Source organism: Sphingopyxis sp. (assembly GCF_036675685.1).
Lineage (GTDB): Bacteria > Pseudomonadota > Alphaproteobacteria > Sphingomonadales > Sphingomonadaceae > Sphingopyxis.
Genome location: NZ_JAKFEM010000004.1, coordinates 12,278 through 25,640 on the forward strand (window position 1 = coordinate 12,278; position 13,363 = coordinate 25,640).

A 13,363-nucleotide genomic window follows, 5' to 3' on the forward strand; every position below is an offset into this window, starting at 1 on the left:
CCCTTCCCCCTCGGGATAACGGCACTTACTATGTCAATATATTAGGGAGTCAATATGGTCCGGCGATAAGGGGCTGGGTGCTCACAGCGACTGCCCGTCGTCGACGGTGATCACGCTGCCCGTCACCCCGATCGACGCGTCGGACGCGAGGAAGAGCAAGGGTGCATGGAGGTCGGTCGCGGGGCGCATCCGCTGGCGCGGGAAACTTTTGACCATCTGCGCCCCCGCATCGCTTTCGAACAGCGCGGCGGTCATTTCGGATTCAAAATAGCCCGGCTGGATGATGTTCACATTGATCCCGCGCCGCGCCCATTCGCGCGCGAGGCTGCGCCCCAGATGGCGCACCGCCGCCTTGGTCGCGCCATAGACCGAGGTCGCGGGAAAAATCTTTTCGGCGGTGATCGACCCGATCAGGATGATACGTCCGTGCTGCTTTTCGCGGCTGCCCGCGGCATCGAGCCGTTTCGCGCCCTCGGTCGCGGTCAGGAACACGCCGCGAATATTGGCGGCGAGCAACCCGTCGACGTCGGCGACCGACAGGCTCATCGCCATCTTCTCGGTCGCGACGCCGGCGTTGGCGACGATCGTGTCGACGGTGCCGAACGCCGCCTCGGCCGCGTCATAGGCGGCGATGGTCGACGCTTCGTCGGTAACGTCCATACTGACGGCAACCGCCTGCCCGCCCGCGGCCTCGATCGCCGCAACCTGCTCGGCCAGCTTGTCGGCGCGCCGCGCCGCCAGCACGACTTTCGCCCCCGCCGCCGCGAGCGCCTTGGCAAAACCCGCGCCCAGTCCCGAGGACGCACCGGTCACCAGCGCCACGCGCCCCGAAAGATCGAACCTGGGTTGCTCCGCCATCAACATTCCTTTCCTTAGCTTGCTTTGCATTGGCCCCGATTGACGTTTACGTCAATCGGGCGGCGCTGCACGGAAAACGGCGACAAAGGGGTTGACGTGCAAGATTTGTTCCCCTAATGTTCCTGTTGTGCACAACAAACCTCATCCCCCGTCGCGGCCGCCGAGCGTGGCGGGCGGGGGATAAAGGTCTCCCCTCGCATCGGCTCATGCCCATCGCAGGACGTAACGGCCGTCGGCCGCGCCGTAATCTTTGGCTCCCCACATGAATCTTCGGAAAACATTGATCGTCGCGGCAAACGGCGTCAGACATGGTGCCCGATCTGGCGGAAAAATGAGGGGGTCCCATGTCATCATCGTTCGACATCGCCGGCGCCCGGACCTAGCCAATGCACGGCGTCGAAGCCTTCGAGCTTGTCCTCGGGCTGTTGGCATTGGTCGTTGGGCTGTACTGGCTGGCGCTGAAGCTGCGGCTGCCAACCGCCACAGCGCTCCTTGTCGGCGGCGGCGCGCTCGCCTTCATTCCGGGGCTACCGGCGATTTCGCTCGATCCCGAACTCGCGCTGGTCCTGTTCCTGCCGCCGCTGTTGATGGACGGCGCCTATTTCACTGCGCTCGGCCGTTTTCGACGTCACCTCCCCGGCATCCTGTCGCTTGCGGTGGGCGCCGTGGTGTTCACCACGCTCGCCGTCGGGGTGGTGACGCACTGGATCGTCCCCGAACTGCCGTGGGCGGCTTGCTTCGCGCTCGGCGCGATCGTCTCGCCGCCCGACGCCGTCGCCGCCCGCGCGGTGCTGAAAGGCGTGCACCTGCCGCGCCGGCTTGCCGCGCTGCTCGAGGGCGAAAGCCTGCTCAATGACGCAACCGGCCTGATCCTCTTCCGCTTTGCCGTCGCCGCGACCTTGAGCGGGGTTTTCCATACCGGCGAAGCGATCCGGAGTTTCGCAGTGGTTGCGATTGGGGGCGTGATCGTCGGCCTGGCCGCCGCTGCGTTCTGGATCTTTGTCGCCCGACGTCTGAAAGACCGGATTCTGATCGTCATCGCGACGGTTTCGCTCTGCTGGGCCGCCTATATTGCCGGCGAAGCCGTACATGTTTCAGGCGTGATCGCGACCGTGTCCGCCGGACTGGTTCTCGGCTGGTATCAGCATGTGATCCTGTCGGCCGACGTCCGTATCCTCGGCAGTTCGGTCTGGCAGATCATGGTGTTCGTCCTCGAAGCGCTTGTTTTCATCCTGATCGGATTTTCGCTGCGCGGCGCCATCGAAAGAATTGGCGGGATCGAAGCCGTTCCCGCTTCGATGCTTTACACCGTGCTTGCCGTTGTGCTCACCGTCGCCGTCACCCGTTTCGTCTGCGTTTTCGGATCGGAGGCCCTTCTCGAAATCGCCCGAAAGGCGGGGGTAAAACGCGCGCGCCCATTGGGTTGGCGGCAGGCGACGGTGCTGAGCTGGGCAGGGATGCGCGGCGTCGTTACACTGGCGGTCCCGCTGACCCTGCCCGTCGACATGCCCGGCCGCGACCTGATGCTGATCTGCGCCTTCGCGGTCATCTTCGTGACCGTCGTGGCACAGGGGTCCAGCCTTGGCTTGCTCGTTCGCAAGGTTCGGCCGGTCGACGAAGACCCGCCCGCAAAAATGGCGATGCCCGCGGCCGAGGCCGCAATGGCGCGCGCCCGGATGGGGGTCATCGAAGCACTGGCCTATGACGAGGACGGGACGCTTATCCATCCGCAGATGCTCGAGGAACATCGAAAGCGAATGCGGTTCATGGAGCGTTATGAGAAGGACGCCAGCGCCGCCATGGAGAATTTGCGTCCGCATTTCGACGTGCTGCTCAAGGCGATTGCGGCCGGCCGCGAGGAGCTGATCCGGATTCATCGCGCCGGGCTGATCGAGGACGAGGTCCTCCACGAACTGGAACGCGACCTCGATATCGAAGAAATGGCGATGATCTTTCAACGCGGCGACTAGATCAGCCGGCGCGTCATGATCCCGCTTTTGCAGGATCATGACGGCGTTTCCGGAACGGTCAGAAGCGATAACCGATCGTGCCCATGACGTTGCGCGGGGCGCCCATGAAGCAGTCGCCGCGGTCGAGGCACGAGGCGTAGTAGATATTATTGAACAGGTTGGTCGCGTTGACCGCAAAGCGCCACTTGTCCCACGTGATTTCGGCCAAGGCATCGACGGTCGTGTTGCTCGGCGTGACAATCGTCCAGGTCGGCCCCGCCGAACTGCGCTTGCCGGTATAGACGACCCCCGCGCCGAGGCGCAGCTGCGCACCTTCGGCAAGCCCGAAGCTTTTCGTCGTCCAGGCCGAGGCGGTGTGCCGCGGCATATAGATGAAATACGGGCTGTCGTTGGATGTGAGCTTGTTATAGCCATAGTTCAGGAGCAGCTCGAAATTGCCCGGCAACGTGCGGCTTGCTTCGACCTCGATGCCCTTGGTGGTGAGCTTACCCGACTGGAGGCGGACGCCCGGGGTCGGACCATCGATCGGGCGACCCGATTCCTTGATGTGGAAAGCCGTGACGGTCACCAGCGTACCCGCATCGGGCTGCCATTTGACGCCGGCTTCATATTGGGTGCCGGTCTGCGGCTTCAGCCGCACAATGTCGGTTACGGCCGGCGCGATCGGCAGGAAGCTTTCGGTGTAGCTGAAGAAGGGTGAGAAGCCGGCGCCGAGTTCGCCGATAATGCCCGCGCGGAAAGTCGTGGCCTTGTCGGTCGCCCTGGTGCCATTGGCATAGTCTGACTTTACCCGATCGCGGCGCGCACCGAGGACGACCGAGACGCGATCCCAGAAGCGGATCTGGTCCTGTACGTAGAAGCCCAGCTGTTTCTGTACGTCGGTGGAGAAATCAGCGCTGATGACCGGGATCGTCAACGCGTCATAGTCGATGTCGTAGAGGTCGATCACCTCAAAACCGAAGCCACCGCGCTTGCGCACCTTGTTCCAGCTATAATCGACACCGGCGAGCAATACGTGTTCGACCGCAGCGCCGGTGTTGAACTTGAACTGGATATTATTGTCGGTCGAAAAGACGTTCGTCCGGGCGATGCTCCCGTCGCTGTAGAGGCCGATCATGCGCCCCGCCGGGTCGAGATACGGATTGGTCGGGTTCGAATAGCTGTCGGTGTAATGGGTGAAATAGGCGAGGTCGCTGTCGATGTAGCGCGCCTTGGCGCTCAACTGGATCGCGTCGCCGAAACGGTGGGTGATGCTGCCGCCACCCTGGAGCAGGCGGCCGTCATAGCGGTCCCAGCCGGGCTTGCCAACGAAGAGGAAGGGATCGAGCTGGTCCGGATTGTTCGGATTGTCGCGGAGCGTCCCGACGATCGGCAGGAACTGCGGCGTCGAACCGCCGTCATCTTCCTGATAGAGGCCGGTGAGGACGATGTTCGTGTCGGGGGTCGGCTGCCACCGGAGCGATGGCGCGAACATTACGCGGTCGTCGACGACATGTTGGACATAAGTGCCCGCGTCGCGGACGCGGCCGACCGCGCGGATCGCGAAGCTGTCGGACAGCGCGAGGTTGACGTCGCCCAGCACTTCCTTGCGATCATAGCTGCCGTAAACGAGGTCGAGCTCGCCGCGCGTCTCGAAATCGGGGGTCTTCGACACGAGGTTGACGATACCGCCGATCGAACCCTGGCCGAAGAGCACCGATGCCGGGCCGCGCACGACCTCGACGCGCGAGAAATTATACGGGTCCGACGTGGTGCTGGCATAATAGCTGAAGATGTCGCGCATGCCGTCGCGGAACTGGAGCGCGTCGATGCCGCGGATGACGAAGCTGTCGACGCGGCTGTCGCGGCCATAGGGGTTGGCGGTGACGCCAGCGGTGTAGCGAACCGTGTCGCTGATGTTGATCGCCCCCTGCGAAAGATACTGGTCGTCGGTGACGATCGTGATCGGCTGCGGGGTTTCGATGAGCGGGGTTTCGGTCTTCGTGCCGGCGAAGGTCTCGTTGCGCGCCGCGGTGACGAGAATGGTCGCATCGTCGCGATCATTTGCAGAGCTGGCGTCCGCGGCCTCGTCGGCCCGGGCGATGGTGGCCGGAAAAGCGATGGCCGCGGCACCGCACAATGCGATCGTTCGGACGAAATTCATGACACTCCCCTTTTTGCGAATCAATCTCAATACTCCCGGCGGTTAGAGATATTGAAACTCAGTCGCAAGAAAGAATGCGAAAAATCGCGGCGATGCGGGTCGATCGCCGCGATATTCGTTCATGACGCGAGAATGGGCGGGCTATCCTATGCGATCAGCAGGACGAACGCCGCGGCGCCAAGCAGGCCGCCACCTGCCGCAAGCCACGGCAGCGCACGTGGACGGCAGTATAATGCGAGCACGACGAGCGCGGCGGCGGCGGCGAGCAGGCCAATCCATTCCACCAGCGCGAAACGCCAATTGGGTGTCGCGAGCGCCACCGTCAGCGACAGCAAGACCCCCACCCAGCCGAGGCCGCGCAGCCAGCGCGGATTGGTCGCCAAACCTACGTCGCGCGCATGACGCTGCATCGACAGGCCGATCAGCGACAGGCCGCCAAAGGCCAGCGGCAGGACAGCGACGGCGTTCATGCCGGCACCACCCGGCCGCGGCGGCGCGGCGACGCCGCGGCCGGGCGCGAACCCGCCTTGCGCGCGATCCCCGCGGCAAGCGCCGCGAGCGCGAACAGCGTCAGGTCGAAGCCTGCGAACAGCCAGTCGCGGCCGAGCAGTGCGGTCCAGAGACCGCGCCCGGTCAGCGCGAAGGACAGGATCGGCAGCATCGCTGCGCCCAGTGCCAGAACGGCAAATGTCTCGCGCCACGCCCGCGCCGGCGAACGCAGCATCGCGAAGAGGAGCACCGCGCCCCACGTCCAGAAAAAGGCGCTTACCTCGGCCTCGGCGCGGCCCGGCATCGGGGCGGGCAGGATACGGTTGGCATAAAAGAAAGCCAGTATCGCCATCGGAAAGCCCGCCACCGTCCCGACATTCAGCCGCGCGGCGAACCAGGGCCCCACCCCCCGCGCCTGCGGCCGCGATTCGATCCAGAGGACGAGCCCGGTGGCGATCGTCGCCGCGAGCGCCAGTCCGCAGAGGAAATAGAGCCAGCGGCTGACCTCGGGCGCGAAACGGCCCATGTGAAGGCCGTAGAGGACATCATGCGCCTGCCGCGCCGGCCGCGCTTCGGTGTAGAGATTGAGGAGCCGGCCGGTCGCGCCATCGAAAGTCGCGGTCCTGGCCGAATAGGCAAGCTGGTCGCCGTCATGATTGCTGGCCGTGACGATCGCATGGGCATCGCCCGGGTTCGCGATGCTGACGCGCCCGACCCGGTCGCCCTCGAACCGCCGCTGTGCATCGGCGAGCATCGGCCCGATCGGCGCCAGCGGCACCGGCCGACCCGCGGCCTCGCGGCTCACGAGCCCCGGCGCGGCTTCGGCAAAGGCGGTTTCCAGATCGTCGCCATAATTGGCGGTCGTGCCCCAGGGCATGACAAGGGTCAGCAGCGTGACGATGCCGGTGACGGTGATCATCAGGTGAAAGGGCAGCGCCAGCACGCCGAGGACATTATGCGCGTCGAGCCAGCTGCGTTTGCCCTTGCCCGCGCGAAAGGTGAAGAAGTCCTTGAAGATCCGCTTGTGGATCACGATCCCGCTGATGATCGCGATCAGCATCATCATCGCCGCGGCCACGGCGAGGAAGCGGCCCCAAGGATAGGGCAGCTGCAGCTCGAAATGAAAGCGATAGAGGAATTCGCCGCCCAGCGTCGCGCGCGCGGCGTCGGGGCTGCCGCTGACGGGGTCGAGCGCGATGTCGCGATAGCCGAGCGGCGCAGCGGCATCGTCGAACACGGCTTGTGTCGTCAGGGTCCGGCCATCGGGCGCGGTCAGATACCAGCCGGCGGCTTTCGGGTGATGCGTGCCGAGCCAGCCGACGGCGGCTTCGATCGCCTCGGCGGGCGGGGCGCTCTTCGCGATTTCGGGTCGCATCCAGCCGCTGATCTCCGAACGGAAGACGGTCGCCGTGCCGCTGAGCGCGATCGCGAACAGCAACCACCCCAGGATCAATCCCGACCAGCTGTGCAGCCCGGCCATCGACTGGCGAAAGCCCTGCTTCATCCGGGTTGGCCGACCAGCGCCGCGATGGCGCCGCACAGCGCGACGAGCCCCAATATGCCGGCCGCCGCATGCCACAGTCGCGGCGCGCCATAGGCCCAGATCGCAGCGGCGGGCATCGCGAGGATGGCGACGAGCGACGCCGTAATCGTCGCTTCGGCCCGCGACATCGGCAGCGCGCGCGCGAGCAGGAAAGCCAGCGCGACCGCCAACGCGTAGCCGCCGGCCGACGCGAGCAGCAGGCGGACGGTTGCCCGGACAAGTGGGATAGCGCGCAAGAACGGGCCGATGTTCATCCCGCCCCTCTATTCCCTACTGCGACTTATTTGCAATAAACAAAACAGGACGGAAGTGATTTTTTGCCCGTGGCGGGAGCAATTTATCGGCGTCTTCTCTCCCAATGCTTTGCGGATCATATCGATTGCAGACCCTCAGACGGCGGTCGGCTTTGGGGTGGAGAGCGGCAAAGCGGCACGCTTGCGAATCACTTGCAAATGCGAGTTAATCTCATTAATGGCGCCCCACCAAAGCCAAACCATCAAAAAATGAGGGAAAATGATGCGCCGTTCATTTCGTTTGCTGCTGACAGGCTCGGCATGGCTCTGCGTGCCGGCCTTGGCGCATGCGCAGCAAGACGCGCAGCCGGCGGCATCGGATGACCAGACGGGCGACGCGATCGTCGTCACCGGCTATGGCCGGACCGACCAGCCCACCGCCGCGACAGGGCTTCCCCTCTCGCCGATCGAAACCCCGCAGACGATCAGCGTCATCACGCGGCAACAGATCGACGACCAGGGCTTTGTGTCGATTAACGATGCGCTCGACTTTACCGTCGGCATTTCCAAGAAAGACATCGACCGCGGGCGCAGCGCGATCGCCGCGCGCGGTTTCGACGTCCAGAATTTCCAGCTCGACGGCGCGCCTTTCGAGAATGGCAATGTCGGCTTTGGCGAAACAAGCGCCGTCCTCTACGAACGCGTCGACCTCGTCCGCGGCGCCGCGGGGCTGATGCAGGGCGCCGGCGATCCGTCGGCGGTCGTGAACCTGATCCGCAAGCACGCGACCGAGCGAGAATTCGCCGGCAATGTCAGCCTCGAGGCCGGATCGTGGGACCGCTTCGCCGCGACCCTCGATGTCCAGTCGCCGCTCAACAGCGCCGGCACCGTGCGCGCCCGCGCCGTCGCCCACGCCTATACGCAGGACGGCTTCGTCGACCTCGAAGAAAAGAAGGGCGTGGTCCTCTATGGCGTGATCGACGCCGACCTTGGCGACCGCACGAAATTGTCGTTCGGCGCAAGCTATCAGCGCGACGAGCGCGACGGGGTCATGTGGGCACAGCTTCCCTATTGGTTCAGCGACGGCACGCGCACCGACTGGCCGCGTTCGAAAACCACGGGCACCGATTGGGGGCACTGGAACACCACCGAAATTTCAGCCTTTGCCACGCTGTCGCACGAACTGGACAATGGCTGGCAGATTCGCGGCGACGTCGGCTATCACAAGGGGCTCGAAAATTCGAAGCTGCTGTGGCTCGACGGCCTGCCCGACCCGGTAACCGGCGCGGGCGTCAACACCTCGGGCTATTGGTACAAGGCCGAACCCGAACAATGGCATGGCAGCGTCCAGGCCAATGGGTCCTTCACCCTGCTCGGCGGCCAGCACGACCTCGCCTTCGGCGCCATGGCGAGCTATCTCAAAGGCGGCTGGACCAATCGCGACCCCGTCGCGATCGATCCGATCGCCGATTTCAACAACTGGAACGGCGAACTCGCAGAGCCCGAATGGGGCGATCGTTATATACTGTCCGGGATGGGCAACACGACCCAGGCGGCGGTTTACGGATCGACGCGGGTCAGCTTGTTCGATGGGCTGAAGCTCATCGGCGGCGCGCGGCTGAGCTATTACAAGCGCAACGAGGAGGACGGTGCCTACAGCGACGCGTACCGGCTGACCTATAATGATGTGATCACGCCCTATGCCGGGCTGATCTATAACATCACCGGCAACCTGTCGGTCTACGCCAGCTATACCAACATCTTCAAACCGCAGGGCAATCTTCGCGACAGGCAGAACCGCCTGCTCGACCCGCTCGAGGGCAACAGCTATGAGGCGGGCGTGAAGGCGCTGCTGCTCGATGGCCAGCTGCTTGCGACCGCCGCGGCCTACCGGATCGAGCAGGATAATCTTGCGGTTCCCGACGGGCTTATCCCCGGCACCACGCTTCAGGCCTATCGCGGCGCGAAAGGCACCGTCGCCAAGGGCTATGAACTCGAAATCGTCGGCAAGATCACCCCGCAATGGGACGTCAGCGCCGGCTGGAGCGACTATAGCGCGAAGGATGCCGACGGCGCCCATGTGCTCAGCAACCAGCCGCGCCGGGCGTTCAACTTCTCGACCAAATATGCCTTTACCGGCAGCCTCGACGGGCTGAGCCTCGGCGGTGCCTTCAAATGGGAAAGCCGGCCGCCGGTGACCGCGGTGAACCCCGGTACGAACGAGGGGCAGCGCATCGGCCAACCCGCCTACGCCATCGCCAACATCATGGCGCGCTACGCGTTGAACGATGCGTTGTCGCTGCAGGTCAATATCGACAATCTCTTCGACAAACGCTTCTTCAGCGGCAACGTCTGGTTTCCCGGCTTCGTTTATGGAGAGCCGCGAAACGGGCGGGTAACGCTGAAATACGCGTTCTGACGAATTCGGCCTGTATCGGCCATCGGATCAGCGCCTCGCCGGGGGCACTGACGATGCGTCCTTTGTCCAGGACGCGAGATAGCTTTTGCGCGCGACCAGGCTGCGCTCAAGCGCCGTCGTGCTCGCCGCAGCGCCGTGCATCGCAAGCATCCGTTCGACTTTCCAGCCGAGTTCTCCGACGCGCGTCATCACTAGCCCGGCATCCGCGCCGGTCAGCGGCGTATCGGGCGCAGGCACATCCCAGAGGTCGGCGACCAGCATCGTCGCAGTGCCGGGGAAATAGGCCATGAGCAGCTGGCTGCTATGGTCGCCCGGACCGACATCGGCGATTTCGACACGCTGTTTCCCGTCGTCGAACACGTGCCGCCCCTCGATCAGCCTGACCGTGACCGGCTTCGGCGCCTTCGCATAATCGTCCGGCCGGATCGTCGGCCGGCTGGCAAGGGCGCGCTCGATTTCAGCCTTGGCGTCCGATGCCGCCCAGATCTCGCTCGCCGCGCTGGCGGCGTAGCGCATTCCGCCGATATGATCGAAATGATGGTGCGTCGCGACCACCTTGATCGGCTTGGCGGGCTCGACCGAGCGGATGAGATCGAAGACCTGCCGGGCATAGCCTTCATCGCGCGGCGCCTCGACAAGCAACACATAGTCGGCGAAGACCGCGAACATCACATTATACTCGCCGTGGACTTCGTAGACGCCGCCGCCTCGCGGCACGAGTACCGGCGTATCCGGTCCCTCGGCCACCGCGATGCGCGATTCGGGCGGGGCAAGGTCGCGCGGCGCAAGGTCGGCGTCGAAACGGATCGACGTCAGGACATAATCCCGTGCGGCCCGATCGTTGCGTTTCGAGACCGTGCGGTAGGGGAGGACAAGCGCCCCCGCCCTGCGATAATCCGAAAAGGTCGCGCTCAGCGTCGAATCGCCGAGCACCGAATGGTCCGATACCGCCTCGCTGCGCAAGAGCAGGTGCGTGGCCGCATCGAAGGAGAGCAAGATACGCGTTCCTTGCGGATCGACGAACGAGATGACTTCGACCCTCGTCCCGTCGAGCGTCGAGTGTCCGCTATATTCGAGCGTCGATGCCTGGCGTAGCGCGGCCTTGAGCAAGCCTTCGGGATAGAGCCGGACTTCCCGGCTGAATCGGGCGCGCGCGGCGCCGGCCGAAACCGGCGCATGGAAGGGAGTTTCGGCACGCATCCAGCGCAGCGTGAAACTATTGTCGGCGGTGACGACCTCGGTGAAAGCATCGACTTCGCCCGGGATCGGTTCGTCGCGGTGGCGGATCCAGAGACGGCTGCCGGCATAATCCAGCGCGCTCGTCATGATGCCTTGCGAATAGACCGGCAGTTTCCCGACCTCATACTCGCCGTTCCACGCGGCGCGCGCCTGACCCGGGTCCATCCGTTTGACCGTCATTATCCGCGTCACGGTGTTGACCCTCGCGAGCGCCTCGACCCCGCCGATCGCATCGACCCCGGCATCGAGCAGCTTTCGTGCCTTGCGATAGGATTCCAGCGCGAAATTTTCCGGAGCGCGTATGTTTGATTGGGCCTGCAACGGCGTGGGTGATCCGCCCGAAACCGCGATCGAAATCAAAAGGGCCGGTAAGAAAGACGATCGCATGCGTGACTCCTTGTTCAAATGCGCCCGGGTTTTCGGGCGTTGAGGGCCGGTTCAGAGGTCCGCCGACAGCTGGAGGCTCATCCGGCGCGAACTGTTGAGGAAGAAGCTGTTGCTGCCCGAGACGCGCAGCGTCCGCTCGTCGGTGATGTCCTGGAAATTCAGACGCGCCGCGACGGGCACCTTGCCAATCTTCCAGCGATAGCGTGCGCCCAGGTCGATCGTGGTCACCGCGGGCACGTGGAGCTGTTTGCCACCGAGTTCGGCATAGGTCTTCGTGCTGGCGATCGTGTCGCCGGTGTGCGCGACCGTCATCTGGAGCGACAGACCCTCGACGAACGGCACCGCATAGTCGAGGTCGAGCCGCGCGTTGATCGGTGTCGAGTTCAAGGGACGCGGGCCGGTGCGGCCAAGCGTCACCGCCTCGCCGATCACCTTGGGATCATAATAGATGAGCCCGCCGACAACGCGCAGGCCTTTGACCGGCTGCGCGACGATCGAAAGCTCCGCACCGCGGTTCCGGCGTTCGCCGAGCACGGTATAGACGTTCGCCGCATCGGTCGCGAAATTGGGGCGCGTCGTTTCGAAGATGCCCGCAACGATCCGCGTATCGCCGAACGACAGGCGGATGCCGGCGTCCCATTGCCGCGTCTTGGACGCGGGAGGCGCATCGTCGCGATTGGCGGCGCTCTGCGGCGGTGCCGCGGTCTCCTCGAGCCCGACACTGTGCCCGATATAGGTTGTGAGCCAGTCGAGCGGCTTGAGCGCGAGCGAGACGCTGTAGAGCAGCTCGTCGGCATTGGTCCGGCCCGATGCGCCGTCGCGCGTGACCGTTTGGCGATAATGCGTCGTCTGGACGCCGGCATTGAGCTCGGCGAAGCGGCGCCAGCGGCCGATATAGGCAAAGCCGGCCGACCATTGCTTGACCGTATTGAGCGTGGTCGGTTGGAATAGGAAGTCGGGCTCGGCCGCCGGATTCGGAACCCCGACCTGCGCCGGCCCCAGCAACACCGAGGCACCGCCCCCCTGCTCGATCGCCTTGTCCCGGCCGCGCAACGACAGCGCGAACTCGTGCGCGAAGCTCTCGGTCTTGGGCGACCAGGCCAGCCGCGCCTCGCCCGAGGTCCAGCGCCCCGGCAATTCGGGCTCGGAGATGATGACATTGCGCGCGCTGCCATCGCGCTGCACGTCGAGGAAGAGGTCGATATACGTGCGATAGCGCGTCGAGTGCGTTTCGAAGGCGCCGACGCTCAGCCGCCAGTCGGTCGCAAGATCGAAATGACCGATCGCGCCATAGTGATGCGTGCGCTGGAGTCGATCGGCCCAGCTTTGCCCCTTGAAACGCCCGGGCTTGAAATCGGGCGGCAAAAACGGGCCCGGCGTGACCATCAGCGAGCCGCTGGCGCCGCCATATTCCGAGAAGGTGTAGAATGTGGTCACCGACCCGCCGTTGAACCTGACCCTCGGGATCAGCGCGGCGGTGAATTCATGCGTGACACGCCCATCCGAATATTCGTTGCTGGTGTATCCTGCGCCCGCCTCCAGGTTCAGCTTGCCCGGCACGATCGGGATTTGCGCGTCGACCTCGACGTAAGCGCCGCCGTAATAGGGCCGGCCGGCAACGACACTTGCAACGAATTCGTCGCCCGCGGGTCGCAGCCGGTAATCCACAATTCCCGATGGCGCGGGGAACGGATAGCTGAGCGCGGCGAGCCCGACGCGGATCGTCGACCCCGACACCAGCCGCGTGGTCAGCGCGATGTTGACCGTGTCGACATACATCCCCTCGATTCGTCGATTACCGGCGGTGATCGGGCTGAAGCCGCGCACATTGTCGGTCGCGTAGACGCCGATCCGCTCGTCGCCGACGGTGACGCCGAACGCATCCGATGCGACCGCTACGGCATTTTCGCCGGCGCGCTGCGCCAAGGCCGGTGTCGCATCGAAGACAGCCAACGCGGCCGCGCCGGCAAGGCAGCTGCGCACCCGGCGCGATTTGAGACTGTGCATTGGCTTCCTCGCTGCTCGCTCGCCGGGTGCATGGGCGCCCCGATCGATGCAGCGAGGTTTGGCGCGCCGTGGGCC

Annotated in this window: 9 protein-coding genes; 2 read left to right on the forward strand and 7 right to left on the reverse strand. The window is 64.7% G+C overall.

Annotated elements, in window-relative coordinates:
- Positions 1 to 81 precede the first annotated feature (81 nt).
- Positions 82 to 858 carry an SDR family NAD(P)-dependent oxidoreductase gene (locus V6M50_RS01225; protein WP_332816710.1) on the reverse strand — a complete coding sequence of 259 codons (777 nt, stop codon included), beginning with the start codon at positions 856 to 858 and terminating at the stop codon, positions 82 to 84.
- A gap of 386 nt (positions 859 to 1,244) precedes the next feature.
- Between V6M50_RS01225 and V6M50_RS01230 the strand changes: the two genes are divergently transcribed.
- Positions 1,245 to 2,828 (forward strand): Na+/H+ antiporter, encoded by a 1,584-nt coding sequence (locus V6M50_RS01230; RefSeq protein ID WP_332816711.1) that lies wholly within the window; start codon positions 1,245 to 1,247, stop codon positions 2,826 to 2,828.
- A gap of 58 nt (positions 2,829 to 2,886) precedes the next feature.
- Here V6M50_RS01230 and V6M50_RS01235 read toward each other — a convergent pair whose 3' ends face one another.
- From V6M50_RS01235 to V6M50_RS01250, 4 genes are all read right to left on the reverse strand, one after another.
- On the reverse strand, positions 2,887 to 4,971 hold the full coding sequence (locus V6M50_RS01235) for a TonB-dependent siderophore receptor (RefSeq protein ID WP_332816712.1): 2,085 nt from the start codon (positions 4,969 to 4,971) through the stop codon (positions 2,887 to 2,889).
- 146 nt (positions 4,972 to 5,117) lie between these two features.
- A complete protein-coding gene (locus V6M50_RS01240; protein ID WP_332816713.1) occupies positions 5,118 to 5,441 on the reverse strand; it encodes a DUF3325 domain-containing protein in 324 nt (107 codons plus the stop codon).
- Entirely contained in the window at positions 5,438 to 6,964 is a 1,527-nt protein-coding gene (locus tag V6M50_RS01245) for a PepSY-associated TM helix domain-containing protein (RefSeq protein ID WP_332816714.1), read from the reverse strand. The genes V6M50_RS01240 and V6M50_RS01245 overlap by 4 nt, the downstream gene beginning before the upstream one ends.
- Positions 6,961 to 7,257, reverse strand: coding sequence for an iron transporter (locus V6M50_RS01250; RefSeq protein ID WP_332816715.1), 297 nt, complete (start codon positions 7,255 to 7,257; stop codon positions 6,961 to 6,963). Before V6M50_RS01250 ends, V6M50_RS01245 begins: the two co-directional genes overlap by 4 nt.
- Positions 7,258 to 7,516: 259 nt before the next feature.
- Between V6M50_RS01250 and V6M50_RS01255 the strand changes: the two genes are divergently transcribed.
- Positions 7,517 to 9,655 (forward strand): TonB-dependent siderophore receptor, encoded by a 2,139-nt coding sequence (locus V6M50_RS01255; RefSeq protein WP_332816716.1) that lies wholly within the window; start codon positions 7,517 to 7,519, stop codon positions 9,653 to 9,655.
- 27 nt (positions 9,656 to 9,682) lie between these two features.
- Here V6M50_RS01255 and V6M50_RS01260 read toward each other — a convergent pair whose 3' ends face one another.
- Together V6M50_RS01260 and V6M50_RS01265 are read right to left on the reverse strand one after the other, a co-directional pair.
- Positions 9,683 to 11,215 carry an MBL fold metallo-hydrolase gene (locus V6M50_RS01260; protein ID WP_332816717.1) on the reverse strand — a complete coding sequence of 511 codons (1,533 nt, stop codon included), beginning with the start codon at positions 11,213 to 11,215 and terminating at the stop codon, positions 9,683 to 9,685.
- A 117-nt stretch (positions 11,216 to 11,332) separates the two neighbouring features.
- Complete coding sequence (locus tag V6M50_RS01265) at positions 11,333 to 13,288, reverse strand: TonB-dependent receptor domain-containing protein (protein WP_332816718.1); 1,956 nt, start codon at positions 13,286 to 13,288, stop codon at positions 11,333 to 11,335.
- Positions 13,289 to 13,363 lie beyond the last annotated feature (75 nt).

What these genes read in the sequence shown, in the direction of transcription:
- V6M50_RS01225 (WP_332816710.1), bottom strand. Translation starts at nt 858, where the DNA reads ATGGCGGAGCAACCCAGGTTCGATCTTTCGGGGCGCGTGGCGCTGGTG.
- V6M50_RS01230 (WP_332816711.1), top strand. Translation starts at nt 1,245, where the DNA reads ATGCACGGCGTCGAAGCCTTCGAGCTTGTCCTCGGGCTGTTGGCATTG.
- V6M50_RS01235 (WP_332816712.1), bottom strand. Translation starts at nt 4,971, where the DNA reads ATGAATTTCGTCCGAACGATCGCATTGTGCGGTGCCGCGGCCATCGCT.
- V6M50_RS01240 (WP_332816713.1), bottom strand. Translation starts at nt 5,441, where the DNA reads ATGAACGCCGTCGCTGTCCTGCCGCTGGCCTTTGGCGGCCTGTCGCTG.
- V6M50_RS01245 (WP_332816714.1), bottom strand. Translation starts at nt 6,964, where the DNA reads ATGAAGCAGGGCTTTCGCCAGTCGATGGCCGGGCTGCACAGCTGGTCG.
- V6M50_RS01250 (WP_332816715.1), bottom strand. Translation starts at nt 7,257, where the DNA reads ATGAACATCGGCCCGTTCTTGCGCGCTATCCCACTTGTCCGGGCAACC.
- V6M50_RS01255 (WP_332816716.1), top strand. Translation starts at nt 7,517, where the DNA reads ATGATGCGCCGTTCATTTCGTTTGCTGCTGACAGGCTCGGCATGGCTC.
- V6M50_RS01265 (WP_332816718.1), bottom strand. Translation starts at nt 13,288, where the DNA reads ATGCACAGTCTCAAATCGCGCCGGGTGCGCAGCTGCCTTGCCGGCGCG.